At 69.8% G+C, this 21450-nt stretch carries 20 protein-coding genes, 1 tRNA gene and 1 pseudogene; 8 read left to right on the plus strand and 14 right to left on the minus strand.

Features of this window, described 5'->3' with window-relative positions:
- The gene (locus ACFWIW_RS19360; protein WP_378369673.1) at positions 1–513 is read left to right on the plus strand and encodes a hypothetical protein; all 513 of its coding nucleotides are present in this window, start codon (positions 1–3) and stop codon (positions 511–513) included.
- Positions 514–546: 33 nt separating this feature from the next.
- Positions 547–1311, plus strand: a complete 765-nt coding sequence (locus ACFWIW_RS19365; protein WP_378369674.1) for a trans-aconitate 2-methyltransferase — start codon at positions 547–549, stop codon at positions 1309–1311.
- A gap of 80 nt (positions 1312–1391) precedes the next feature.
- On the opposite strand, the gene ACFWIW_RS19370 is transcribed toward ACFWIW_RS19365, so the two are convergent.
- Positions 1392–1571, minus strand: coding sequence for a hypothetical protein (locus ACFWIW_RS19370; RefSeq protein ID WP_007031230.1), 180 nt, complete (start codon positions 1569–1571; stop codon positions 1392–1394).
- 163 nt (positions 1572–1734) lie between these two features.
- On the opposite strand from ACFWIW_RS19370, the gene ACFWIW_RS19375 reads away from it, so the two are divergent.
- Together ACFWIW_RS19375 and ACFWIW_RS19380 are read left to right on the plus strand one after the other, a co-directional pair.
- A tRNA-Asn gene (locus tag ACFWIW_RS19375) sits at positions 1735–1807 on the plus strand.
- A 554-nt stretch (positions 1808–2361) separates the two neighbouring features.
- Positions 2362–3234, plus strand: coding sequence for an alpha/beta hydrolase family protein (locus ACFWIW_RS19380; RefSeq protein WP_378369675.1), 873 nt, complete (start codon positions 2362–2364; stop codon positions 3232–3234).
- A 59-nt stretch (positions 3235–3293) separates the two neighbouring features.
- Here ACFWIW_RS19380 and ACFWIW_RS19385 read toward each other — a convergent pair whose 3' ends face one another.
- From ACFWIW_RS19385 to ACFWIW_RS19430, 10 genes are all read right to left on the minus strand, one after another.
- Positions 3294–4985 carry an ABC transporter ATP-binding protein gene (locus ACFWIW_RS19385; protein ID WP_378369676.1) on the minus strand — a complete coding sequence of 564 codons (1692 nt, stop codon included), beginning with the start codon at positions 4983–4985 and terminating at the stop codon, positions 3294–3296.
- Positions 4982–6616, minus strand: coding sequence for an ABC transporter ATP-binding protein/permease (locus ACFWIW_RS19390; protein ID WP_378369677.1), 1635 nt, complete (start codon positions 6614–6616; stop codon positions 4982–4984). The genes ACFWIW_RS19385 and ACFWIW_RS19390 overlap by 4 nt, the downstream gene beginning before the upstream one ends.
- A gap of 20 nt (positions 6617–6636) precedes the next feature.
- A complete protein-coding gene (locus ACFWIW_RS19395) occupies positions 6637–7635 on the minus strand; it encodes an ABC transporter substrate-binding protein (protein WP_378369678.1) in 999 nt (332 codons plus the stop codon).
- The gene (locus ACFWIW_RS19400; protein WP_378369679.1) at positions 7628–8440 is read right to left on the minus strand and encodes an ABC transporter ATP-binding protein; all 813 of its coding nucleotides are present in this window, start codon (positions 8438–8440) and stop codon (positions 7628–7630) included. Before ACFWIW_RS19400 ends, ACFWIW_RS19395 begins: the two co-directional genes overlap by 8 nt.
- Complete coding sequence (locus ACFWIW_RS19405) at positions 8437–9552, minus strand: FecCD family ABC transporter permease (protein WP_378369680.1); 1116 nt, start codon at positions 9550–9552, stop codon at positions 8437–8439. Before ACFWIW_RS19405 ends, ACFWIW_RS19400 begins: the two co-directional genes overlap by 4 nt.
- Positions 9553–9789: 237 nt before the next feature.
- On the minus strand, positions 9790–10068 hold the full coding sequence (locus tag ACFWIW_RS19410) for an HPr family phosphocarrier protein (protein ID WP_378369681.1): 279 nt from the start codon (positions 10066–10068) through the stop codon (positions 9790–9792).
- 11 nt (positions 10069–10079) lie between these two features.
- Entirely contained in the window at positions 10080–11540 is a 1461-nt protein-coding gene (locus ACFWIW_RS19415) for a PTS fructose transporter subunit IIC (protein ID WP_378369682.1), read from the minus strand.
- Between the two features lie 2 nt (positions 11541–11542).
- A complete protein-coding gene (locus ACFWIW_RS19420; protein WP_378369683.1) occupies positions 11543–11995 on the minus strand; it encodes a PTS sugar transporter subunit IIA in 453 nt (150 codons plus the stop codon).
- Positions 11992–12936, minus strand: coding sequence for a 1-phosphofructokinase (pfkB, locus tag ACFWIW_RS19425; protein WP_378369684.1), 945 nt, complete (start codon positions 12934–12936; stop codon positions 11992–11994). The genes ACFWIW_RS19420 and pfkB overlap by 4 nt, the downstream gene beginning before the upstream one ends.
- Positions 12933–13691, minus strand: coding sequence for a DeoR/GlpR family DNA-binding transcription regulator (locus ACFWIW_RS19430; RefSeq protein ID WP_378369685.1), 759 nt, complete (start codon positions 13689–13691; stop codon positions 12933–12935). Before ACFWIW_RS19430 ends, pfkB begins: the two co-directional genes overlap by 4 nt.
- Before the next feature lie 103 nt (positions 13692–13794).
- On the opposite strand from ACFWIW_RS19430, the gene ACFWIW_RS19435 reads away from it, so the two are divergent.
- Positions 13795–15384 (plus strand): phosphoenolpyruvate--protein phosphotransferase, encoded by a 1590-nt coding sequence (locus tag ACFWIW_RS19435; protein WP_378369686.1) that lies wholly within the window; start codon positions 13795–13797, stop codon positions 15382–15384.
- A 160-nt stretch (positions 15385–15544) separates the two neighbouring features.
- Here ACFWIW_RS19435 and ACFWIW_RS19440 read toward each other — a convergent pair whose 3' ends face one another.
- Positions 15545–18664: a family 43 glycosylhydrolase gene (locus tag ACFWIW_RS19440; RefSeq protein ID WP_378369687.1), complete on the minus strand. Its 3120-nt coding sequence runs from the start codon at positions 18662–18664 to the stop codon at positions 15545–15547.
- A gap of 133 nt (positions 18665–18797) precedes the next feature.
- Between ACFWIW_RS19440 and ACFWIW_RS19445 the strand changes: the two genes are divergently transcribed.
- A complete protein-coding gene (locus ACFWIW_RS19445) occupies positions 18798–18929 on the plus strand; it encodes a hypothetical protein (protein ID WP_378369688.1) in 132 nt (43 codons plus the stop codon).
- 12 nt (positions 18930–18941) lie between these two features.
- On the opposite strand, the gene ACFWIW_RS19450 is transcribed toward ACFWIW_RS19445, so the two are convergent.
- On the minus strand, positions 18942–19568 hold the full coding sequence (locus ACFWIW_RS19450; protein WP_378369689.1) for a winged helix-turn-helix transcriptional regulator: 627 nt from the start codon (positions 19566–19568) through the stop codon (positions 18942–18944).
- 76 nt (positions 19569–19644) lie between these two features.
- On the opposite strand from ACFWIW_RS19450, the pseudogene ACFWIW_RS19455 reads away from it, so the two are divergent.
- Positions 19645–20490: pseudogene (locus ACFWIW_RS19455) on the plus strand (alpha/beta fold hydrolase); the annotation flags it as partial.
- Positions 20491–20529: 39 nt separating this feature from the next.
- On the opposite strand, the gene ACFWIW_RS19460 reads toward ACFWIW_RS19455, so the two are convergent.
- Complete coding sequence (locus ACFWIW_RS19460) at positions 20530–20898, minus strand: VOC family protein (protein WP_378369690.1); 369 nt, start codon at positions 20896–20898, stop codon at positions 20530–20532.
- Positions 20899–21014: 116 nt separating this feature from the next.
- Between ACFWIW_RS19460 and ACFWIW_RS19465 the strand changes: the two genes are divergently transcribed.
- Positions 21015–21407 carry a hypothetical protein gene (locus ACFWIW_RS19465; protein WP_378369691.1) on the plus strand — a complete coding sequence of 131 codons (393 nt, stop codon included), beginning with the start codon at positions 21015–21017 and terminating at the stop codon, positions 21405–21407.
- The last annotated feature ends 43 nt before the right edge of the window (positions 21408–21450 follow it).

The following is a 21450-nucleotide window of genomic DNA, read 5'->3' on the forward strand; positions in this document are numbered from 1 at the left end:
ATGGGCTGGCTGCGTCACCTGATGGGTGACCGTGTCCCGGCGGATTTCGACGGCACGCTGGACGACGGCGAGCACGTGGTCGGCAGCGCCGCGGTCGAAGGCGGCGGATATCTGCTGGTCACGCCGCTGGGACTGTGGATCCCGGGCCCGCGCCGGGTCGGCTGGCATCTGATCGGCAAGGCGGCGTGGTCCGCCGGGGTGCTGACCCTGACCGAGTCCGAGGAGACCGGCATGGCGGGGGAGGCCGTGCTGCTGGCCGACAAGGCCCCGGTCCGGTTCGAGCTCGGGCGGCCCGGCAAGGTCCCGATCCTGATCCGGCAGCGGGTCGACGGCTCGATCCGGGGGCGGTACCGCAAGGATCTCGGGACCGGGGGAGCGTGGTTCGTCGAGCGCAAGGTCCCCGGCCGGGACGGCACGGTGCTGCAGGTGCGGCCCGACCCGGGCACCGACGCCGGCGTGGTCGAGGCGATCGCCGAGGAGGCGGCCAGGAAGCTGGCGAAGCCGGACAGCTAGCAGTACGCTCGTACTGTATCGCTGGGAGGCGCCATGTGGGATCCGGTCAAGTACCTCGACTACGCCGACCTGCGGGCCCGGCCGTTCCACGACCTCGTCGGGCGGATACCGGCCAAGGCGCCCCGGCGCGTCGCGGACCTCGGCTGCGGCCCCGGGAATCTGACCGCCGGCCTGGCGGAACGCTGGCCGGACGCGATCATCGAGGCGAGCGACAGTTCACCCGAAATGGTCGAAGCCGCACGATCACGCGGTGTCGACGCGCGCGTGCTCGACGTCAACGACTGGGTGCCCGAACCGGACACCGACGTGGTCATCTCCAACGCCGTGCTCCAGTGGGTCCCGGAACACCGTGACCTGCTCCGCCGCTGGGTGGAGCTCCTGCCGTCCGGGGCGACGCTCGCGTTCCAGGTCCCCGGCAACTTCGACGCCCCGTCGCACGCCCTGGTCCGCGCCCTCGCGCGCACCGACGAGTGGGCTCCGCGCCTCGCCGACGTCGTCCTGCGGGAGAACGAAGCCGTCGACAGCCCGCTCGGCTACGGGAATCTGCTCGCCGACGCGGGATGCGCCGTCGACGCCTGGGAGACGACGTATCTGCAGCGGCTGTCCGGTGAGGACGCCGTACTCGAATGGATCACCGGCACGTCGCTGCGGCCGGTCAAAGAGGCCCTCTCGGGGGAGGACTGGGACCACTTCCGCGCGCAGATCGCCCGCAAACTGGACGAGGCCTACCCGCCGCGCCCCGACGGGACCACCTGGTTCGAGTTCCGGCGGGTCTTCGTGGTCGCCGTCGTGGGCTGAAAGGGACTTTCACCGCGTCAGATGCGGCGAAAGGGCCCTTCACCGCGTCGGACGCGGTGAAGGGCCCTTTCGGTCCGGGGTCAGCGCTGAGGCCGCCCGAACCGCTCACCGACCTTGGCGCGAGCGACCCCGGCGGCGCCCTGCACCATGGGGTGGTCGGCGATCTTGCGGTAGGTCCGCACGATCTGCTCGTACCGCCCGCGGCCGGCCTTCGCGCCCAGCACATAGCCCGCGGCCGCACCCAGCAGGAACATCTTCATCCGAGTCCACGCCTCCGTTCGATCTTGCTCCGGCTGTCATTGTCCCTCAAAACGCGAGCTTGACGAGGTGATGTCGAAAGTGGGGGGTGGGTGCGCGGCCGCCGGAGGGCATAGGCTAAAGTTCTCTCATCGGTCGGAGCGATCCGGCCGGTACGGAGCACGATCCCCTGTAGCTCAACTGGCAGAGCATTCGGCTGTTAACCGGAGGGTTCTTGGTTCGAGTCCAAGCGGGGGAGCTTAAGCCCAGGCCTGATGGCCTGGGCTTCTTCGTGTCTGGGGCCTGCTCGTACTTCATCGCGAACTTCACGCGCTTGAACGACTCTTCGGAGAGTGAGGAGCTGGAGCGAGCGCGACAAACACGTCTTCGGCCTGATCGACGCGCTTCCCGCCGAGCCCGACTCGAACACGTCGTCTACCGGGCCCCGTCTGTCCGCTGATCGGCGACGAGCCGGCGCGGCCGAGCGGTCGGTCACGAGCTGGTCGTAGCGCGCGAGACGCCGGCTCTTCGATCGCGATTTCATGCCGTGGATGACAATTCCGGTATTCCGAACTGTTCTCGGCGTGATGGCCCGCGTGCGAACGTATCCGTTTCTCTTGTTGTCACTCTTCGAGAACGATAGCGTACGCGAAGTACGAAGCAGTACTTCGAGTTATTCGCCGCGCCGGCCATGTCACCGCGAACAGGGCGGGTTTCGTAATGCGCGGAGTTCGCTTTGGCGGCCGTCGATCGATATGACAGACCATTCCCGCTTCCGCCGTCACGGCTATTCGGCTGAGGAGTAGTACGAATATGCGAATTCGGAACAAGATAGCGGCCGCGATGGCCGCCGCGGTCGCGTTCGCGATGCTCGGTTCGGGTGTGGTGCCCACCGATGCCGTGGCCGGCCAGGACGAGTCCTATCAGCGGGGCCCGGATCCCACGATGGCGAGTATCGAGGCCGAACGAGGGCCGTTCGCGGTGACAGAGATATCGGTCGCCCGTGGGAACGGGTTCGGCGGCGGCACTCTCCACTTCCCGAACGACACAAGCCAGGGCACCTTCGGCGCGGTCGCCGTCGCGCCCGGTTTCGGCGAGTCGGAACTGTTCCTGCGCTGGTTCGGGCCCCGGCTGGCTTCGCAGGGGTTCGTGGTCCTGACCGTCGAAACCAACTCGGTGTTCGACTTTCCCTCCGCTCGCGCGGATCAATTGCTGGCGGCGCTGAAGTTCATGGTGGAACAGAGCCGGGCCAAGGACCGGATCGACACTTCCCGGCTGGCGGTGATGGGTATTTCGATGGGCGGTGGCGGAACACTGGAGGCGGCGGTCCGCAATCCCGCGCTCAAAGCGGCCATCCCCATCGTCCCGTGGAATATCGGAGGCGGGTACGCGGGTATTCGCACGCCGACCCTCGTCATCGCAGGCGAAGGCGACATCATCGCGCCGACCCCGATCCACGCGAAGGCGTTCTACGACAGCCTCGCCCCCGGGCTGAACAAGGGCTATGTCGAGATCGCGGGCGGAGGCCACATCGCTCCGGCGCTGCCGAACGTCACCACCGCCAAGTACAGCATCTCCTGGCTGAAACGTTTCGTGGACAACGACACCCGGTACGAGCAGTTCCTCTGCCCGATTCCGAAGGACCCCAAGACCTCGGCTTTCCTCGGGAACTGTCCGCACTCCTGATCCCGGATGGTGCTCTGTCCCGCGCGCCGGCGGTCCGGTGGCTGTCGCCGGGGTGGCGGTCACGCCTGTCTCGCCGGGTCGATGCGGGGGTGGTGGGCCGTCCGGCGCACCGATCCTTCTCGCAGCGCGACCACGCGGTGGCAGCTGGCCAGTGTGGCGGGGCGGTGGGCGATGACGAGGACACCGATGTCGTTCCCGGCCGCGGCGAGTGCCGCGGTGATGGCTTCGTCGGCTTCGGGGTCGAGGTTGGCGGTGGCCTCGTCGAGCACGAGGATCCGCGGATTGATCAGCAGCGCCCTGGCGACGGCGACCCGTGCTCGCTGGCCACCGGACAGCCCGTCGCCGGCCTCGCCGACGGCGGTGGCGAGTCCGGCGGGGAAGCCGGCTCCCGGGTCGAGGATCCCCGCCCGCCGCGCGGCCCGTTCGACCTCGGTGTCGTCGGCTTCGGGTTTTCCGAGCCGGATGTTGGTGGCGATCGTCCCGGTGAACAGGCCGGGTTCCTGGGGAACGGCGCTGATCGCGTGGCGGAGGTCGTCGTCGGCCAGTTCGGTGAGGGCGACGCCGTCCAGGGTGATGTGACCGGTGTCGGGATCCCACATCCGGGTCGCGAGCAGCGCGCACGTGGTCTTGCCCGCGCCGGACGGCCCGGTGAGGGCGACCCGTTCGCCGGGGCGGACGGTGAACGACACTTCGCGCAGGACAGGTGGAGCGTCGTCGCGGTAGCCGAAGGACACGCGGTCGAAGACGAGTCCGGTCGCGCGGTCGCGGGGCGGAAGGGGCCGGGGCACGCGGGGCTCGTGGACCGCCGGTGCCCGGTCGAGGATTCCGGTGATCCTGGTACCGGCGGCGCGCAACGTGCCGACGTTGCGCAGCAGATCCGAAATCTGCGCGATCGGGCCGAGTGCCGCGGTGGCCAGCACCATGGCGACCGGTGCGAGCGCGCGGTCGATCGTGTCGAGATTCGCCGCGCAGACCGCGAGCGCGCCGATCGCGCCGATCGCCAGAGCCGCGTCCGTGACCGCGCGTTCCCCGCCGATCCGGGAGCCGATCCTCGTTTGCACGGCGGTCATCGCCCGCGTCTGTTCCTCCAGGGCGGCGATGCGACGGTCCAGGGCGCCCGCGCTGCTGAGTTCGCCGAGGCCGCGGACGGTGTCGACGAGTTCGGCGTTGAGGGTGGCGGCGGCCTCGGTGAGTTCGGTGCCCTGCCGCGTTCCCGCTCGGCCGGAGAGCCACGGCAGCGCCGCGGTCACGGCGACGAACGGTACCCACGCCAGCAGCAGCCACGGCGTGACGAGGAGCGACAGGGTCGCGGTGGCGGCGACCATCATGGCCGAGGTGAGTGCCTGGGCGGCGGTGTGGGCGTAGAGCCATTCGAGACGGTCGATGTCGGCGAAGGCGACGGAGACGAGGTCGCCGCTCCTGCGTGGCTTCCGGCGGTCGGGCAGGCTCACGCGCAACCGGTCGAACACCCGGGCGCGCAAGGTGCCGATCAGCCGGTAGGCCAGATCGTGGGAGACCCAGGACTCGCGCCAGGTCATCGCCGCGGTCACCACGGCAAGGCCGCACAGGACGGTCGCGACGAGGGCCAGTGGCGCGGTGCCGGTCGCCGCGGCCCGCCCGGCCAGCCACGTGCCGAGCACGGTCGTCGTCAGCGCGCCGAGTTGGACGGCCGCGTTGCTCACGACCGTCCAGACGAAGGTGGCCCGTTGCTCGCCGACGACCGGCAGCAGCCGCCGGAGCGGCCCGCTCACGAGCGGACCGCCTGTCCGGCGACGCGGCCGGACTCGATCGTGACGATCGCGCCGGCGTCACGCAGGGCGGTCTCGCGGTGGGCGATCACGATCCGGGTGGTGCCGTCGCTGTGCTCCGCGAGCCGGGTGAGGACGCGGTTCTCGGTGTCGACGTCCAGGGCCGAGGTCGCTTCGTCGAGCAGCAGCACCGGAGGCGCGGCGAGCACCGCCCTGGCGATGGCGAGACGTTGCCGCTGACCGCCGGACAGCTGGGCCCCGTTCTCGGTGAGGACCGTCGCGAAGCCCTGGGGGAGTGCCTCGACGAACTCGATCGCGTCCGCGACGTGGGCGGCGGCGCGGATCTCGTCGTACGTGGCGCCGGGCCGGGCGAGCCGGAGGTTCTCTTCCACGGTGCCATGGAAAAGACAGGTGTGCTGGCCGACGACGCCGATGCTCGCGCGCAGCGCGGCGAGGGTGTACCCGGTGATCGGGGTTCCGTCGAGTTCGATCGTCCCCTGCTGCGGGTCGGCCTCGCGGACGAGAAGCCGGGCGATCGTGCTCTTCCCGGCACCCGACGGGCCCACGATCCCGGTCGTGCTCCCCGGCGCGCATTCGAAGCCGATGCCGGAAACGCCCGCGCCGTTCGGGTACCGGTACCCGACGTCCCGCAGCAGCAGCCGAGCCCCGTGCCGGGCGGGTTCGGTGCGGGTGCCGGTGTCGGCGACCTGCGGGCGCGCGGTCATGATCTCGTCGATGCCCTCGACCGCGCCCAGTCCTTGATAACCGACGTGCCAGTGGGCGGACAGGTCGAGTACCGGGCGGAAGCATTCCCTGGCGCACAACAAGAACAGGAACACCGACGCGGCGGGCGCCGGACCGCCGACGACCCCGGCGCACGCGACGACGATCGTGGCCGCGAGGCCGAGGTGCAGTGCCAGGGCGCTGACTCCCGCTTCCACCAGCGAGACGCGCAGCTGGGCCATCGTGACCCGGTGCAGGCGGTCGCCGCGGTGGGCGAGTGCCTCGCCTGCCCGGCGTCCCGCGCCGAAGAGCCGGAGGACACCGATCGACTGGGTCGCCTCCAGATAGTCGGCGGCCAGCTTTTCGTAGGCGCTCCACCGGGTTCGGCCCGTCCGGAGCAGCCGGGCGTCCCAGAAACGGGGGACGGCCACGGCGCACAGGACCGCCGTCGCGAGGATCGCGGCGGCGGGGACCGACACGGTGAACAGCCACCCGGCGACGGCGGCGGGAACCAGACAGGTCACGAGCAGCTGCGGCAGATAGCGGCTGTAGTAGGCGTCGAGGGCTTCGACCCCGTCGACGACCGTGTGCGTGATCGCGCCCGCGCGCTCTCCCCGCGTCCAGGCCGGTCCCAGTGCGGCGATGCGGCGCAGTAGTTCGCCGCGCAGCCTGGTGCGGATGGCGATGCCGAACCTGGCCGCGGCGACCTCCCGCGTCCACAGCAGGACCGCGCGCACCGCGACGACGCCGGTCAAGGCCGCGATCGCGGGTGTCACGGTCGCGAAGTCCCCGCCTCGGGTGAGTTCGGTGAGGACGGACGCAGTCAGGACCGCTCCGCCGACGTAGCAGGCCGACACGAGTATCGACAGCAGCGCGAGCAGCAGGACGGGCGCGAGGACGACACCCGCCAATCGCAGGAGCCTGCGATGGATCACCGGGTGAACGCGTCCGCGTGGAGTCGTTGCGCGATCTCCCGCACCACCGAGATGTTCCCGAGGGTGCCGGGATAGGTGTCGGCCGCGTCGATCGCGATCAAGCGCTGTTCGCGGACGGCGGTCATGGCGGGGAAGGTACGGGTGAGGTAGTCGATGCTCGCCTGCTTCTGCGCGGCCCCGTTGACCGCGAACACGATCGCGCCGGGATTCTTCGCGGCGAGCGCCTCGGGGGTGATCTGCGCGGCGAAGAACTTGGCGAACTGCGGGTCCTTCGGCGAGAACACGTTGTCCCCGCCCGCCCTGCGGATGATGTCGTACTCGATGCCGGCGCCGATCGCGGTGACGGTGGTTCCTTCCAGGAACACCTGGGCGACGGTGGGACGGGGACGGCCCGCGATCGCTTTGTCCACAGTGGCCAGATCCGTCCGGCCCTGATCGACCAGAGCCTTCGCCTTGTCCGGCACGGCGAAGATCCTGCCGAGGTTCTCCAGGTCGGTGAAGAGATCTTCGACCGTGCCGTTCATGCGGCGTTCGGCGCAGCCGCCCGCGGCGACATAGGCGGCGACTCCGCTTTGCCGCAGTTGCTCCAGGCTGGCGAAGCCCTTCTCCGCGGTGAATTCGTAGGTGGTGGGGGAGAAGACGAAGTCCGGCTTCGCGGACAGGAGCTTCTCCCTGCTCGGCGGTCCCGACTCGCTCAGCACCGGGACGGCGGCGGCTTGGGCGGCCACGTCTTCCGGGAGCGGCGCGGTGGCGGTCTGCGCCTGTCCGACGAGCGAGCCCGCGAGACCGAGCCGCAGCAACAGTTCCGTCTGCGACGGGCTGAGCCCGACCGCGGCGCGGGGTACGGCATTGACGGTGACGTCCCGGCCGCAGTTGGAGACGGTGACCGCCGTGCCCGCGTTGTTCGGCGGCGCGGCCGGAGTGACCGAGGTACCGCAACCCGCGATCAGCGACAGGCAGGCACCGAACGCGGCGAAGGACAGGGTTTTACGCATGGTTCTCATTTCCGGGTGTGCCGAGAGGTGAACGGGTTTCCGCACGACGGCCGAAGACCAGCACCGGCCTGCCGTCGCGTGGATGGGTGAGCTGGTCGACGGCGACACCGAACACGTCTTCCACGACGCGTGGGGTGAGCGCTTCGTCCGGCGTTCCGGTGGCGACGACGCGGCCGGCGTCGAGCACCGCGATGTCGTCGCAGTAGGTGGCGGCGAGGTTGAGGTCGTGCAGGGCGGCGACGATGGTGCGGTCGAGCCCGGCCGCGATCCGCATGAGTTCCAGCTGGAAGGCGATGTCGAGGTGGTTGGTCGGTTCGTCGAGGACGAGGACGGGGGAGTCGGCCGCCAGCGCGCGGGCCAGCATCACCCGCTGCCGCTGTCCGCCCGAGAGCCGTCCGATGGGCCGGCCGGCGATGTCGGTGGCGCCGACCCGGTCGAGCGCGGCCCACGCGAGATCGAGGTCGGCTTCGGTGTCACGGCCGAATCCGCGCTGGAAGGGCACCCGGCCCAGCAGCACCACGTCGAGGACCGTCAGGTCGAACTCGGACGACGTCTCCTGAGTCATCACCGCCACCGCCCTGGCGACGGTCCGCCGGTCGGTGCGCCACACGTCGTGCTCGCCCAGCAGCACCCGGCCCGATGACGGCGCGACGGCGCGGTAGAGCGTGCGCAGCAAGGTCGACTTGCCGCTGCCGTTCGGGCCGACGAGCCCGAGGAAACGGCCGGAGCGGACCTCGATGTCCACGTTCCGCAGCACCCGGTCGCCGCCCAGCGTGGCGCTGACCTCGTGGAAATGGACCCTCACCGGCCGAACCCCGCCCGCGTGGCCGTGTCCCGGCGCATCAGCCACAGGAAGAACGGCGCGCCAACGACCGCGGTGAGGATCCCGATCGGTATTTCGCCGGGCGCCGCGACCGTGCGCGAGAGCAGATCGGCGACCATGAGGAACAGGGCGCCGCCGAGTACCGCGACCGGCAGCATCCGGCGATGGTCCGAGCCGACGAGGATCCGCGCCACGTGCGGGATCACGAGACCGACGAAACCGATGCCGCCGCTGACCGACACGATCGACCCCGTCAGGAGGGCGGCGGTCACGAGAAGCATGGCGCGGAGACGGTTCACGTCGACTCCCAGCGCCGTCGCGGACTCGTCGCCGCTCAGCAGCGCGTTCATGGCCCTGGTCCGCAGTCCCACGACGACACAGGCGGCCGCGAACGCCGCCGCCGGTACGGCCAAGGAAGCCATCGAGGCGGCGGAAACGCTGCCGAGCAAGAAGAACAGGACGCTGAAGACGTTCTGTGCCTCGGTGGTCAACGTCAGATAGCTCGTGATCGCGCTGAACAGGGAACCCAGGGCGACACCGGAAAGGATCATCCTGGTCGGCGACAGGATGCCGCGATGCCGGGCGACGAGCGCGACGCACACACTGGCCACCAAAGCCCCGGCGAAGGCCGCCGCGCCAAGGGGGAGCCCGCCCACGGCGGCCGAACCGAGGGTGATCACGAGGACCGCGCCGACACCCGCGCCGGACGACACGCCGAGCAGGTACGGCTCCGCGAGCGGGTTCCGCACGATCACCTGCATGATCGCCCCGGCGAGCGCCAGCCCGGCCCCCGCGAGCCCCGCCAGTAGCGCGCGGGGGAGCCGGAACTGCCATACCGCCTGGTCCTGCAACACGGTCAGGCTGCCGTCCGACATCCACGGCACGTTCGGCACCAGATGGCCGATCACGATCCGGGCCGCGTCCACGAGCCCGACCTCGACCGTCCCCACCGAACCGGAGACGACCAGCAGCGCGAGGATCGCGACGGCGAGGACCGTGACCGTCCCCCGGAGCAGAAAGCGGGACCGGGCAAGCGCCGCCTCCCGGTCGCGAACGCCCGGGGGCGACGCGGACGGCCGCGAACGAACAACCATGGGGACGCCGATCGATCTGTGGTGGAAGGACACCGGAGCTTAACTGCACTCGATAATCGTTATCAACAGTTCGGGGATCGGCTGCCCGTGGAATTGGCAATGATTATCATCACTGTGTGACGGCGATGGCAGGCTTCGACCCGCTCGCCGGTGGCAAGCTCACCGGAACCTCCCCGCCGTCGCAGGGTTTCGTGTCGAGAGCACGACAAGCGACGCGATCTCGTACGCGGGAGACGGTCAGGCGTCGAGGTCGGCGGCGATGAGTTCGGCGAGGGCGTCGACCGCTTCGCGGGCCTGGTCGCCGTCTGCGCTGAGTTCGATCTCGTCGCCGTGGGCGGCGCCCAGGGCGAGCAGGCTGAGGACGCTGCGGGCGTCGACCGCGTCACCGGCGGTCCCGTCGGTGACCTTGGCGATCCGTACCTCGGCGGGCTGGGCGGCGGCGGTTTTGGCGACCAGGCCGGCGGGCCGGGCGTGGAGGCCGACGGAGCTGGCGACGAGGGTGCGGCGTTGGTACACAGTGGACTCCTTCAGGCGTTGACGGGGCGGGTGGTGACGGTGGAGCGTTCGGCGCCGCGGAAGCGCAGTTGCTTGAGCAGGATCACCGAGGCACTGGCGACGGCGGTGCCCGCGATCAGCGCCACGACGAACGGCAACGGGCTGCCGATGAGCGGGACGACGAAGATCCCGCCGTGCGGTGCGCGCAGTGTCGCGCCGAAGGTCATCGACAGTGCGCCGGTGACGGCCGAGCCCAGCATGATCGACGGGATCACCCGGAATGGGTCTGCCGCGGCGAACGGGATGGCGCCTTCGGTGATGAAGGACGCCCCGAGGAGCCAAGCCGCGCGGCCGTTCTCCCGTTCGGCTTCGGTGAACAGTTTCTTGCGCACGGTGGAGGCCAGGGCGAGCGCCAGGGGCGGCACCATTCCGGCGGCCATCACCGCGGCCATGATCTGCAACGAGGCGGTGGTGCCGGTGGTCAGGCCGCCGACGGCGAACGCGTAGGCCGCTTTGTTGACCGGCCCGCCCATGTCGAACGCCATCATCAGGCCGAGCAGAGCGCCAAGCAGCAGTGCGCTGGCGCCGCTGAGGCCGTTGAGCCAGTTCGTCAGTCCCGATGTCGCGGCCGCGATGGGCTTGCCGACCACGACGTACATCAGGACACCGACCACGATCGATCCCAGCAACGGGTAGACGACCACGGGCATGACCCCGCGCATCGCCTTGGGGACCTGGATCCGTTTGAGCGCCATGACGACGCCACCGGCGAGCAGCCCGGCCACGAGCCCGCCGAGGAATCCGGCGCCGACGGCCACCGCGATCGCGCCACCGGTGAAGCCGGGTGCGATCGCGGGCCGGTCGGCCATCGCGAAGGCGATGAATCCGGCCAGTACCGGCACGAGGAAGTCGAAGGCCGCGCTGCCGATCTGGAAGAACAGCGCCGCCCAGCCGTTGAGCGAAGCGGCGTCGAAGTGTTCGGTGACCTTGGGCGCGTCGACGATCTGGTAACCACCCAACGCGAAGCTGAGGGCGATGAGGAGACCACCGGCGGCCACGAACGGGATGAGGTAGCTGACCCCGGTCATCAGCCACTGGCGGACACGGGTGCCGAGCCGGTCGTTGTCACCGGCCTTCGTGGTCAGCTCCGGAGCCGAGGGGGGAGCGGGGGTGGCGGCCGGGACGGGTTCGCGGGCCGCGGCTTTCGCGCGTTCGAGCAACCCGGCCGCGTCGTTGATCGCCGTCTTGACCGGTGCTTCGACGATCGGTTTGCCGTCGAACCGTTCCCGGCCCTGTACGGCGAGGTCGGCGGCGAAGATCACCGCGTCGGCGGCTTGGATGTCCTCTGTGGACAGTGGGATGGAGCCTGCCGAGCCTTGTGTCTCCACGACGATCGTGTCGCCGTTGGCCTTGGCGGTCTGTTCCAGGGATTCGGCGGCCATGTAGGTGTGGGCGATCCCGGTGGGGCACGCGGTGATGGCGACGAATTTCATGGTCAGGCCACCTCGCTCACGATGTAGTCGGCGACCTCTCCGGGGTCGGTGGCGTCGAGGAGGTGTTGCTTGAACTCGGCGCGGACGAGCCTCCGTGCGATGGCGGCCAGTACTTTGAGGTGTTCGCTGCCGCCGCCTTCGGGGGCGGCGATGAGGAAGATCAGTTTCGCCGGGCCGTCGGGTGCGCCGAAGTCGACCCCTGCCGTGCTGCGCCCGAAGGCCAAGGTCGGTGTGGTGACGGCGGCCGAGCGGCAGTGGGGGATGCCGATGCCGCCTTCCAGCCCGGTTGCCATCTGCTCCTCACGGGCGGCGATGTCGGTGAGGAACACGTCGAGGTCGGTCACCCGGCCCGCGGAGACGAGCCGTTCGGCGAGCGAGCGGATGGCCACCTCCTTGCCGGGGGCGTCGAGTCCGAGGTCGACCAGGTCGGCGGTGATCAGGTCTGAGGTGGTCATGCGGCGGCTCCGCGGAGGGTGAAGGTGGGATCGGCTTCGAGCAGGCGCACCTGGTCCGGGTGCACCTCGTGCGGGGCAGGCATCCGACTGCCCTCCTGCGTGACCGCGGCGGTGCCGTAGGCGACCGCGGTCCGCAGGGCTTGGGGGCCGTTTCCTCCCGCGTGGAGGAAACCGGCGAGGGTGGCGTCTCCGGCGCCGACCGTGCTGCGCACCGCGACCAGCGGTCCGAGCGCGTGGTGGGATTCGGTCTTCCCGACGAGTACGGCGCCGCGCGCGCCGAGGCTGACCAGCACTCCGCCGACACCGCCGGAGATCAGCTGCCGGCTGAAGGTGATGACGTCGCCGAGTGTCGGCAGCGGGTGGCCGGCGAGTTCGGTGAGCTCGTCGAGGTTGGGCTTGACCAGGTCCGGGCCTGCCGCGCAGGCCGCCGCCAGTGGTGCGCCCGAGGTGTCGACGGCGACTTTCGCCCCGGCTTCGTGTGCCAGCGCGGTGAGCCGCGCGTAGAAGTCGTCCGGTACCCCCGCCGGGAGACTTCCGCAGCACACCAGCCATTCCCCGCGGGCGGCCAGTTCGACCGCCCGGTTCTCCAGCGCGGCCAGTTCGGCGGGGGAGATCTCCGGGCCGGGTTCGTTGATCTTGGTGGTGGTCCCGTCGGCTTCGACGAGCGTGATGTTGCTCCGGGTCGTCCCGGCGATCGGCACGGCCACGACCGGAACGCCTTCGGGGGCGAGCAGGTCGGCGAGCCGCTCGCCCACGGCCCCGCCGGCGGGAAGCAGCGCGACGGCCGGGGTGCCCGCGGCGGTCAGCGCGCGGGCGACGTTGACACCCTTACCGCCAGGGTCGAGCCGGACACGCGTCGCGCGGAGCACCTCGCCGCGGCGCAATTCGGTCAGCCGCGCCGTCCGGTCGAGGCTCGGGTTGGGGGTCACGGTGACGATCACGCCAGCACCACCTCGGGGCCCGCTTCGGCGAGTTCGCCGACCGCGGCCGGGTCGATGCCGCTGTCGGTGATCAGCACGTCGATCTCGGAAAGCGTGGCGAACCGGCTGAGCTGGTCGGTGCCGTACTTGGTGTGATCGGCCACCAGGACACGCTTCCGGGCGGCGGTGACCACCGCGGCCTTCACCGCGGACTCGGCGATGTCCGGTGTCGTGCAGCCGTGTTCGGCGGAGAAACCGTTGGCGCCGACGAAGGCGACGTCGACCAGCAGACCGTCCAGCATGCGCAGGGTCCAGTCTTCGACCGCGGCGAGTGTGGTGCCGCGGACCCGGCCGCCGAGGATGTGCAGCGTGATTCCCGGGCGGTTGGCCAGGATCGAGCTGATGGGGATCGAGTTGGTGATCACCGTCAGCTCGCGGTCGTGCAGCAGGGTCGCGATCCGGCTGGTCGTCGTGCCGGCGTCGAGCAGGATCGAGCCGCGGTCGGGAACGTGATCCAGCGCGGCGCGGGCGATCGCGTCCTTTTCGGCGGCGTTGGTCTGGTCGCGCTGGGCGACTTCGGGCTCGAAGTCGAGCCGTTCGATCGCGACCGCCCCGCCATAGACCCGGCGGACGGTGCCCTGGCGCTCGAGGACGCCGAGGTCGCGGCGAATGGTCTCGGGCGCGACACCGAGTTCGGCGGCGATGTCGCCGACGTCGATACGACCGTCGCGACGTGCGCGCTGAGCCAGGAGCTGATGCCGTTCAGCGGCGTACATGCCCGTTCCTCTCCGAAGTTTGCCCGTTGTCATTTGATTGTGCCTGTTGTTACCTTGATGTCAATCCCCTGTTTCAGGCTTCATCCCTCATGGAGGTCATGCGATGCAGCTGTCCGGAGTCGGAGTCAGCCCAGGTCGGGCCGCTGGTCCTCGGGTTCTCGTTGCCGTCGGCCTCCCGGAACCCGCCGCCGGTCCGGCGCCGGACGACGTCGAGGCCGAAGCGGGCAAGATCGGGCCCGCGGCCGCCGAAGTCGCCGCCCTGTTGTCCGATCGGGCCCGGTCTGCGACCGGTGAGGCACGGGCCGTTCTCGAGACGACCGCGTTGATGGCAGGCGACCCGGCACTGGTGACGACCGCGGAAAGGCTCGTGCGGGAACGATCGTTGCCGTCACCGCGGGCGGTGTGGGACGCGGCCGCGGAATTCAGCGAGGCCCTCTCGGCGAGCGGCGGCTATCTGGCCGAACGGGTCCGCGACATCGCCGACGTCCGCGACCGGATCGTCGCCGCGCTGCTCGGTGTCGACCCGCCGGGCATTCCCGAGCTGACCTCGCCGAGCGTCCTGGTGGCGCGTGATCTCGCACCGGCCGACACCGCCGGTCTCGATCCGGACCTCGTGCTCGCACTGGTCACCGAGGAGGGCGGCCCGACCAGCCACACCGCGATCCTGGCCCGCGCCTTGGGGATCCCCGCCGTCGTCGCCTGCGCCGGCGTCCTCGCACTGGACGGTCCAGGGCTCGCGGTCGACGGCGATTCCGGCACCGTCGTCGCCTCCGACGGCACGGTGCGGGCCGTCGCCCGGACGCCTCGCGCCACGTGGGACGGAATCGGCAGGCTCGCCGACGGGCATCGTGTGAAACTGCTGGCCAACGTGGGCTCGGCCGCCGATGCCCGCGCCGCCGCCGAAGCGGGGGCGGAAGGCATCGGCCTGTTCCGCACCGAGTTCTGTTTTCTGTCGGCGCCCGAAGAACCGACGGAAGCTCGCCAACGCGAGGCATACGGCGCGGTGCTGGAACCGTTCGCGGGGAAGCCGGTCGTCGTCCGCACCCTCGACGCCGGATCCGACAAACCACTCGCGTTCCTGGCCATGGGCACGGAGCCGAACCCCGCGCTGGGCGTGCGTGGCCTGCGGATCGCTTTCGACCGGCCCGACGTGCTGGACCGCCAGCTGGCCGCGATCGCCGGAGCGGCCGAAGCCACCGGCGTCGAGCTGTCGGTGATGGCCCCGATGGTCGCCACCGCGGCCGAAGCGGCGTGGTTCGCCGCCCGCGCCCGCGCGGCAGGCGTCCCGCGCGTCGGCGTGATGATCGAGATCCCCGCGGCGGCCTTGTGCGCCAAGGAAATCCTGGCCGAAGTCGACTTCGTTTCACTCGGCACGAACGACCTGGCCCAGTACCTCTTCGCCGCGGACCGGCAACTCGGCGCGGTGGCGGAACTGAACGCCCCGGACCAGCCGGCCTTGCTGCGCCTGGTGGGCTCGGTGGCCGAAGCGGCCGAGGGGGCAGGGAAACCCGCCGGGATCTGTGGTGAGGCGGCGGCCTCGCCCGCGCTGGCCCCGGTCCTTGCCGGGCTGGGAGTCACCAGCCTCTCGATGAACGCCGTCGCGCTGGCCCAAGTCGGCGCCGCCCTCCGCGCCGTCGACCTCGCGACCTGCCGGGAGGCAGCGGCGAAAGCGAAGGAGCTCGTCGGCGGCTGACCGGCGTCGCGTGATCGTCATGGACGCCACTGGTTACGGCGGTTCGCCCCGGGGCGTACCGGCTGAGCACGGGAAGCCCGACGTGAAAGTCTCCTGGTGACTCGAGAGCCCGCGCGAGACGCGAGAACTTCCTGTGGGCACCGCGTGTGCCGGAAGACGCTCACACGGCGCGCGTCGTCCCGCAGACCTGCCGGATCGGCCGTGGTGTGACGCCTTCGAGGGTCGGCGTGACCGGCACGATCCGGCCGTCCCGGGTGAAGGTCAGTCTGTCGATGGCGGTCTCGCGGTGCGTGCCGTCGCCGCCGGGAATGGCGAAGCGGTGGTAGGCGATGTACCACTCGTCGGTTCCGGGCACCCGCAGCATCGAGCTGTGCCCGGTGCCCTTGATCCCGCGCGCGGTGTCCTTGTTCAAGATCAGCCCGCGGTTCGTGAACGGGCCGGTCGGGCTGCCGGCGGTGGCGTAGGCGACCCGGTAGTTCTCGCTACGGGTGTCGTCGATCGACCAGGTCAGGTAGTACGTGCCGGTCCGCTCGACCATGAACAGGCCCTCACGGAAGTCGTCGAGCCCGGTGATCCGCTGGACGGCGGCCGGATCGAACGAGACCATGTCGTCGTTGAGCGGAACGACGTAGGCTTCGCCGTTGCCCCAGAACAAGTACGGTTTGCCGGTGCGGTCGATGAAGACCGCCGGATCGATCGCCTGGCCGCCGCCGGGGTTCGTCGCGATCAACGGTTCGCCGGTGTCGGTGAAAGGGCCGGTCGGCGAGTCGCCGACGGCGACCCCGATCTTCGCCTCCGCGCAGAAATAGAAGTAGTACTTGCCGTTCCGCTCGGCGATCGCCGGTGCCCAGGCGTTCTTGTCGGCCCAGCCGACGCCGGGTCCGAGGTCGAGCGCGACCCCGTGGTTCGTCCAGTCGACGAGATTCTTCGACGACCATGCCGAGAAGGTGGTGCTGCCCCAGCCGTCGAAACCGTCGGCGGTGGGGTAGAGGTAATACGTGTCGCCGAACGCGACGATGTTCGGGTCGGCGTTCAATCCCGGCAGAGCCGGGCCGCGGAACTCGCGGGCTTCGACGGTCCAGACGCGGGTGCGGCCGTCCGGCGCGACGACGGTGTACTTCTTGGGCCGCCGCAGATCGACCGGGCGGTCGTCGCCGGGAGCGATCCGCGCGCCTGGAGCGAGCGTGAACTTCGGGTTCAGCCGTCGCAGGTCGGTGCCCGGCCGGACGGGGAGCACGATGGTCCCGCCGGTCGTGTCGACGACGGCAGGCACTTCGAGCGCGTCGAGGGCGACCGAACGGATCACGGTGCTGTTCGACGGCAGCCCGGCGATCTCGGCGCCGGACAGCGCCCGGTTGTGGAGCCGGACGTCCTTCATCCTGCCTTTGAAGGTCTTGTCGGCCGAGTAGACGGAGCGGCCGAGATAGTTCGCCGCCGTGACCCCACCGCCGAGGTCCGACGGTCTGATGGTGACCTTGTCGTCGCGTCCGACTTCGACGCCGTCCAGGTACAGCACCGCGCTGCCGCCGCCAACGGTGAGCGCGACGTTCTTCCAGACTCCCCGCGGCAGCCCGCCCTTCGAGGCCGCGCCTTGTTCGGTGGTCCAGTTCCCGGACGCGATCGCACCGCGGAAACCGTCGCCGTCCGTTCCACCGGTGCTGAAGAGGTAGCCGTCTCCCGCGCCGGACGGGCCGGTGTTGCCGAACCCGTACAGGAAATAGGGCGTCTGCTGTCCCGGGTCGACGAAGACGTCGGCGGACACCGTGGCGGCGGCCGCTCCGTTCAGGAGGTTGTTCGGCAGTTGCACGTGTCCGTTGCCGCCACCGAACTCCAGCGAGCCCCCGGACCACTTGACGTCACCCGCGGGAGCACCGTCGTAACCGTGACCGGTGGCGTCTTTCGCGTTGTCCTTGAGCGGCCAATGCGCGACGAGGCCGTCCTTGTCCGCTTTGGCGGGGGAGGGCGGCGCGGTCAGCCGGTCGAGTTCGGCTTGGGTCACCGGCAGGACCGTGCCGTGCCGCGGTGACGCGGGCAGCTTCGCGCCCGCGGACATGGTCCACTTGCCGGACGCGAGATCGGTGGTCTCGAACGGGACGTAGCCACGCCCGCCGTATTCGTCGATGAACAGGTACCACTTGTTCTCGGTGTTGGATTTGAAGCCGGTCGGGCCTTCGCCGCGGTCGAGGCCGGGGTTTCCCTTGCCGATGCAGTCGGCGACGAAGTCGTAGGACAGGTCGAGAAGGTCGGTGGACTTCTCGGCGGTGATGTACTTGCTGCACGGCGAGGACGAGGTGGGATTCCGCTCGTCCTTGGTGAAGCGGTAGTAGGTGCCTTCGTCCTGGATGATCGTCGAGTCGATCACCGAGTAACCCGGATCGATCCACACCCGCGGCGCGCTGAAGGTGTGGAAGTCGCGAGTGGTGGCGTAAAGCATCCGGTTGTAGCTGTCGCCGGTGTGCGCGGGATCGTTTTCGGCGTAGAGCTTCGATGCCCAGTACACGACGTAGGTCCCGCGCTTGGCGTCCCAGAACGCCTCGGGCGCCCAGGTGTTCCCTGCTGTCGGCGGCGAGACCTGCACGCTGCGCTGGCGTGACCAGGTGACCAGGTCGGTGGATTCCCACACCATGATCGACCGGCTGCCGGTGCGCTGCGCGGCGTCCCAGCCCCGGCCGTCGTGGATCTTGAGATCGGTGGCGAGCAGGTAGAACTTGTCGCCGTCGGGGGAGCGGAGGATGAACGGGTCGCGGACGCCGAGTTCGCCGAGGCTCGACCTCAGTACCGGCCTGCCGTTGTTGAGTTCGGTCCAGTTCAGCGGGTCGTTGCCCTTGCTCGCCGCCGTGTAGATCTGTTCGCCGTCCGGTGTTCCTTCGCCGGTGAAGTAGAAGAAGCTGTAGCCCGCCAGCGGCTGCCGGACCGGTTTCGGCGGGACCGTCGCGGTGAAGTCGCGGGTCACCCTGTCACGACCGTCGGCGATTTCGGCGGTCAGGGTCACTCGGGTCGTGGAGCCGCCGGCGGCAGGCCTGCTGACCTCGCCGGTCGGCGTGATGACACCGGGATCCGAAGACCGCCAACGGATCTCGGTGCCATTCGGCCCGGCGGCGGGCAGCACCAGGTTCCCCCGGACGTCGTCGATACCGGGGATGGTGAGCGCATCGGCGGTGGTCCGGGCCCGGTTCCGCTCCGGCGTGGACGCCGTCGCCGGAACAGGGATCGCCGCCGTGGCCAGAACCGCCACGGAAACGAACAGGACGCCGAGACGGCGTGGACGCAAGGGGATCATCGTCGAGTGCTCCCTTGACCGGAGTAGTGTTAACGTTAACACCCGCTGGTGTATCCAGACGTTAGAGCCGGTACCTCCTCGGGGTCAAGGGGTGCGACGGCTTCTCTCGCAGGGGCAGGGTGGGCCGAATTTCGTGCGGAACGCGATTCTCGGGCCGCTCGCGGACAAACGGGCGGCGGCGATCGACCGGATCGCGATCGCCATCGGCCGCGCCGCGGGGAAACCTGCCGGTCTCGGTGACCTCGCGCGCTGCTCGCTGAGGTGATGGGGCGCCCGTTCAGGCGGCGAAGACGGTGCGGACGACGGACTCGTCCCCGTCGATCTCGACCAGTCCGAGGGCGCGCGCGTCTTCGAGGGTGAGAGCGCCGGCGGCGAGTCCGAGGACGCAGGCGGGGACGGCGTGAACGGTGGCGTCGAGTTCGCGGCCGTCATGCGGATCGACCTCGAAGCCGGAGCGTGTCGCGCGGAGCTGGTACGGCGGGCCGCCGATTTCGAGGCCGATCGTCACCGCGGAGCGGATCTTCACCCTGGCACTGAGCAAGGTGGGGACGGCGAGGGCGAGCCACTCGGGCCGGAACGAATCGTCGCCGGGACCTCGGGTCATCAACGGGGTGGACCAGCGGATCAGGCTCTCGATCGGCTCGCGGAGCTCGGCGCCCCACGGTGTGAGGGCGTACTCGACCACGCTGCCCGTGCCGGCCAGCCGCCGCTCGACCACGCCCGACGCCTCCAGGTCGCGGAGCCGGTCGGCCAGCAGATTGGTCGCGATACCGGGCAGGCCGTCGAGCAGCTCCCGGTATCGGGCGGGGCCGATGAGGAGCTGGCGGACGATGAGCAGATTCCACCGGTCGCCCACGACCTCGAGTGATCGGGCGAGCCCGCAGTACTGGCCGTAGCTCCGCATCGTGTCCTTCAGCTTGTTTTTCTCAAGTGTACGTGACAAGCTCAAGTCTACCGGAAGCCAGCGGAGAGGGGCCGCCATGTCGGATGTCACCGCGAACGTGAGGCCCTCGTGGGTCGATGACCGGCTGTTTCCCTTCGAGAGCCGTTTCGTCGACATCGACGGGAACACCGTCCACTACGTCGACGAGGGGGCAGGCCCGACACTCCTGTTCCTGCACGGCAACCCGACCTGGTCGTTCCTGTGGCGGGACGTGATCCGCGCGCTACGCGAAGACTTCCGGTGCGTCGCCCTCGACTATCCGGGCTTCGGGCTGTCGACGCCGAAGCCCGGATATCGTTACTGGCCCGAGGAACACGCCGACGTGGTCACCGCCTTCGTCGACGCGCTCGGCCTCGAAGAGGTCACTCTGGTCGGGCAGGACTGGGGCGGTCTGATCGGCCTGGCCGCCGTGCAGCGGCGGCCGGAGGTCTTCACCCGGCTGGTGCTCGCCAACACCTGGGCCTGGCCGGTGAACGGCGTCTTCCACTTCGAGTACTTTTCCCGGATCTTCGGCGGTCCTCCCGGCCGCTTCCTGGCTCGGCGGCTGAACTTCGTCGTCAACATGTTCGTCCCCTTGGGACACCGGCGCCGCAAGCCGAACGCGCTCGAGATGACCCATTACCGGCGGCCGATGGACGATCCCGGGCGACGCCGGGCTTCCGCCGTGTTCCCCAACCGTGTCCTCGCCAGCCGCGCTTTCTTCGCCGAGATCGAGGCCGGGCTTCCGGGCATCGCCCACTATCCGACGCTGATCGTGTGGGGCGACAAGGACATCGCTTTCCGTCCCCAGGAACGTGAACGCCTGGAGGCCACCTTCGCCGACCACACGACCGTGATCGTCGAAGGCGCGGGCACCTACGTGGAGTCCGACGCGCCCGAAGAGTTCGTCGCCGCGTTCCGCGACTGGACGGCGGCGCTCGCCTCAGGCGCGGTCGTGGAGGGTGATCCGGTAACCGTCGGGGTCGGCGAAGGTGAACGTCCGGCCGAAGGGGCCGTCGATCGGCGCGGAGACGATGGTGTGCCCGTCGGCGACGAGGGCGTCGTGAATGGCTTGGACGTCCGTGGCGTGGAGCCAGATCGCGGTACCGATGCCGGGCTGGGCGACGGATCCCAGGTCGGTGCCGGGAATGACCTCGCGGAGCGCGAAGGCGATCGGCTTCGTCTCGAAGACGACGGCGTGCGGAGGTCCGGCCGGTGAACGGACGAGGCCGAGGTACTGCTCGTAGAACGCCTGCGAAGCATCGAGGTCGCGCGCTTGCAGTGAAATGAAGTCGGGGCCGGTGGCGGGCAAGGTCGTGCTCCTTGTCGTCGTGTCAGTGTCCTGACATAGGGTATGTCAGGACACTGACACGAGTCAAGGTGGCCGCCGGTTGACCTCTAGTTAGGTCGAGGTTGAAGTATGGCGGCATGACTCTCGAAGCGGACGAAATGCTCCTGTTCCGGAACACCATGCGGATCACCGACGGCCATCTGGAGGAGTTCACCGCCGCGGTGCGCGAGGCGATCGACTTCGTCGAGCGCAACGCGCCGCAGGTGATGGTGCAGACCTTCGTGGACGCCGACCGGATGCTGGCCTACAGCCACCAGATGTACGCCGACTCGGCCGCGGTTCTCGAACACTGGCGGATTTCCGAGGACCGGATCAACGCCGTGTCGGCGCACTGCACGGTGGTGGACTTCCAGGTGCACGGCTCGCCGGACGAGCGGGTGCTCGCGGGAATGCGGGGCATGATCGACGACGGCACCGCCGTTGTCACACCGCGGATCGCGGGCTTCGTGCGCGGCGTGGTCGGCCCTTGAAACATCATCGTGCCAGCGGGCGTGAGTGGCTCTCCCTGAGGTA

The organism is Amycolatopsis sp. NPDC058340, assembly GCF_042723975.1.
Lineage (GTDB): Bacteria > Actinomycetota > Actinomycetes > Mycobacteriales > Pseudonocardiaceae > Amycolatopsis.

What these genes read in the sequence shown, in the direction of transcription:
- ACFWIW_RS19360 (WP_378369673.1), top strand. Translation starts at nt 1, where the DNA reads ATGGGCTGGCTGCGTCACCTGATGGGTGACCGTGTCCCGGCGGATTTC.
- ACFWIW_RS19365 (WP_378369674.1), top strand. Translation starts at nt 547, where the DNA reads ATGTGGGATCCGGTCAAGTACCTCGACTACGCCGACCTGCGGGCCCGG.
- ACFWIW_RS19370 (WP_007031230.1), bottom strand. Translation starts at nt 1,571, where the DNA reads ATGAAGATGTTCCTGCTGGGTGCGGCCGCGGGCTATGTGCTGGGCGCG.
- ACFWIW_RS19380 (WP_378369675.1), top strand. Translation starts at nt 2,362, where the DNA reads ATGCGAATTCGGAACAAGATAGCGGCCGCGATGGCCGCCGCGGTCGCG.
- ACFWIW_RS19395 (WP_378369678.1), bottom strand. Translation starts at nt 7,635, where the DNA reads ATGCGTAAAACCCTGTCCTTCGCCGCGTTCGGTGCCTGCCTGTCGCTG.
- ACFWIW_RS19405 (WP_378369680.1), bottom strand. Translation starts at nt 9,552, where the DNA reads ATGGTTGTTCGTTCGCGGCCGTCCGCGTCGCCCCCGGGCGTTCGCGAC.
- ACFWIW_RS19415 (WP_378369682.1), bottom strand. Translation starts at nt 11,540, where the DNA reads ATGAAATTCGTCGCCATCACCGCGTGCCCCACCGGGATCGCCCACACC.
- ACFWIW_RS19420 (WP_378369683.1), bottom strand. Translation starts at nt 11,995, where the DNA reads ATGACCACCTCAGACCTGATCACCGCCGACCTGGTCGACCTCGGACTC.
- ACFWIW_RS19430 (WP_378369685.1), bottom strand. Translation starts at nt 13,691, where the DNA reads ATGTACGCCGCTGAACGGCATCAGCTCCTGGCTCAGCGCGCACGTCGC.
- ACFWIW_RS19435 (WP_378369686.1), top strand. Translation starts at nt 13,795, where the DNA reads ATGCAGCTGTCCGGAGTCGGAGTCAGCCCAGGTCGGGCCGCTGGTCCT.
- ACFWIW_RS19440 (WP_378369687.1), bottom strand. Translation starts at nt 18,664, where the DNA reads ATGATCCCCTTGCGTCCACGCCGTCTCGGCGTCCTGTTCGTTTCCGTG.
- ACFWIW_RS19450 (WP_378369689.1), bottom strand. Translation starts at nt 19,568, where the DNA reads ATGCGGAGCTACGGCCAGTACTGCGGGCTCGCCCGATCACTCGAGGTC.
- ACFWIW_RS19465 (WP_378369691.1), top strand. Translation starts at nt 21,015, where the DNA reads ATGACTCTCGAAGCGGACGAAATGCTCCTGTTCCGGAACACCATGCGG.